General features: G+C 43.7%; 3 protein-coding genes. 1 reads left to right on the top strand and 2 read right to left on the bottom strand.

Annotation, left to right across the window (positions count from 1 at the left end):
• Window positions 1-144, bottom strand: a 144-nt coding sequence (locus AC5RDS_RS03610; protein WP_494222211.1) for a DUF5119 domain-containing protein, incomplete at its 3' end; no start/stop codon positions are given.
• Window positions 141-1433: a DUF3575 domain-containing protein gene (locus AC5RDS_RS03605; protein WP_008778072.1), complete on the bottom strand. Its 1293-nt coding sequence runs from the start codon at window positions 1431-1433 to the stop codon at window positions 141-143. The genes AC5RDS_RS03605 and AC5RDS_RS03610, both read right to left, overlap by 4 nt.
• 1259 nt (window positions 1434-2692) lie before the next feature.
• Between AC5RDS_RS03605 and AC5RDS_RS03600 the strand changes: the two genes are divergently transcribed.
• On the top strand, window positions 2693-2845 hold a 153-nt coding region (locus tag AC5RDS_RS03600), incomplete at its 3' end, for a winged helix-turn-helix domain-containing protein (protein WP_494222210.1).

Below are 2845 nucleotides of genomic sequence, written 5' to 3'. Positions count from 1 at the left end.
GTCATGATTGGAAATCTTGGTCCAGTCGAATATTACCCGCACCGTGGCAAAGTGCGGATGATCGTAACATAAATCCTTATGCTCACAAGCCGTCAGTCCCATCCATAAAAATATGAACACCAGACAAAAGCGTATCCGTATCACTGCCTGCCTCCTTTCTTCTCGTTGTAGTTGCCACGGCCCAAGAGCCATACGAGCGAAATCTCCGCCTCCGTGAGACCAAACCAGTGGCGCCGTCGGGTCTCCTTCCAGACATAATGGCCGTCGATAGGGGCATATTTATGGTATTCTCCACCCCAATAGCCCACACCGATGACGAAATCCAGATTCAGACGACGGGCGACGGGCAGCGAATAACCATACTCCAGACCTACCGAATAGTTCATCTTATCCCAAAGCGTACCGCCAGGCTTGCCGCCCATGTAGCCCGTCCCCCCGGTCTCGAAGTCGTAGGTGAATATCCGACCGTAGAGACCGATGTGATGCCCTGCAAGCGGTTTTTCCGACGCTTTCCTGCCAAACCAGCGGCGCACTTCCAGATCCCCGCCATAGAGCCGCCAGTAGTTATGGTGCCGGTCGCTTTTCCACCAGGCATACATCCAATTCCCGGCCAAGGACCAGTTCTTTCCGACGTAAAACTCCACCCCTATATTCGGCACAAGCAACGCATCATAAAGCATGTTCGTTTTCACGGCCATGTAAAAAGGCCCATGTTTTTCCCCAGACTGGAAACCGCCCGTTTCTCCACCGAACGGAGAAAGCTTACAAGGTAAGTACAATGTATCATGCAGGTGGGAGATAACCTGCATGGCAGGGAACGACTTCCGTTTCGATTCATACCAAATATACAAACAAGATGCACGAAGATCCGGAAACAAATTCCGATACATGTACCGATATGGGATGCCGTACCGCAAGCGTTTCAATTCATTTATCTTGTTCTCCCCGTTTCCACTTGCTTCCACCTCGGAAACAATACCTTGCAGAAGCTCCACCGTTTCCGATTTACCGGGCATTCCGGGATCATTCTCCACCAAACGCAGCAATCCCCTCCAGTCACGCCCCACGAATACCGACGTTTTCAGCGTGTCGGGTAGCGGCGAGTAACCGCACACGTGATCGAACAAACGTTTCGCCCTTAGTTCAGACAAACGCCTGTTCAGTTCGATGCTCCCCTCGGGGGACGCCGCACCGACCACCATAATCTTGCAGATAGAGAAAGCCGTGTCCGGCCTGTATTCCAATATCCGGCGGCTGATCTTCTCTAACGACCGCCTGTTATCCCGTAAAGAGAGATCTATTTCCGTTCTACCCTTGTGGAAATATATTTTCACGGAATCCCGTGTCTCTTGAGCGGAAACGAAAAGAACGGAACACGATAAAAAAGAAAGGAGAATTACCTTGAAAAGTCTTAAATATAGGTTTCTACACACACTCGTGTGTGTGTGTGTGTGTGTGTGTGTTTATAAAAAAAATCAATATTTCCAACTTTTTTCTGTTTTTTTTGCATATAACTTACTATAAAATATCTGCTACCCCAGAAAGAGCAACTAACCAAAAACCTTTATACTTTTGAAACCTAATATTTTAATTATAAATTCTATACTTACAATTTTGAAAGCCGCAAAGATACATCATTTTTCGAAATTAACAGTTAATACGCAATATTTTCTACATAAAGATACAAAAAAAGAAAGCGATATCGGGGCGTTACACCATAAAAACAACCTATCGGTTATTATAAAATGATATTGCGCACCCGGCTGATCGGTACGGTTCTCCCACCATGCGGACAACATTAAGGTACTGCAAAAGTATCTTTTCATCTGCAAACAAGGATGTTCAAAAAGAACTTGGTATTTCATAAACACTGAATTTAAGATAATAGGGCAAAAAAATAAAAGGTTCGTAAACCCTTTTAGCCAACAATTTGTTATCTTTGTGCGGTCGTAAACCGACCGTGTTTTTACATTTTGAGAAAAAAAGCGTTTAGCTGATTTCTGTGCAAGCGAAAAGTCCAAAAATTGCATTATACACAGAGAAACAGATAAATGCTCCCCGTGATATGCGGGGGGTATCTCCTGTTTGTGTGTATAGGGCTTGGACTCCCTCGCTTGCGGATAGGCGAATGCCCTTCCGCTTTTTTTATGTTTATTGGCTTGGTGTAGGGCACAAGCGAAATCCTTATAGCAATGGAAAAGACACAGCGAAAACAGTCCCTAAACTGCTTGTCAAACACTCCTAAGCTGTTTGACCTCAAAGAACTACTTAGTTCGCTTAAGATCACCCCCGGACAAATGGGAAACATGAAAGGGTTGATATACATCGAAGGGCTGACGGAAAAACAAGTACGCCAAAAATTAAGCCATGCAAAGATCATCGGAACAAATAGATTCGGCATTAATTCCTGCCTGTATTATATCTTCTTTGAGGATGTAAAGGGGAGATATTTGTGCCTGTTTAACGGTGACAGGGAATGTTTCAGAGCGTTGTTTTTCAGTAAGGTATTACTAAATTAACCCCCTATAAGATAGAGTTGTAAAGTTCTTTTCATCCGCAAAATGAAATGAATAGAACGTAATATCTATATTGTTAAAATTTATTAACGGGGTAAATTCTAATTTGTATTTCTACACGCTTTGAATAATAAAATATATACATATTTTTGAACCATTAAAATATAAACTTTATCATGGAAAAAGCAAATATAGGATTTAAAGCCGGGATCATCTTTGAAAAATTAGGAGAAACCGGACTTATAACCATTGCCGAGCTTGCGAGAAGGCTAAATTTTGCGGCTGATGAAACCGCACTCGCCGCCGGGTGGCTCGCACGTGAGAATAAG

Source organism: Odoribacter sp. (genome assembly GCF_985060555.1).
This window is presented reverse-complemented; position numbering and strand designations above follow the sequence as displayed.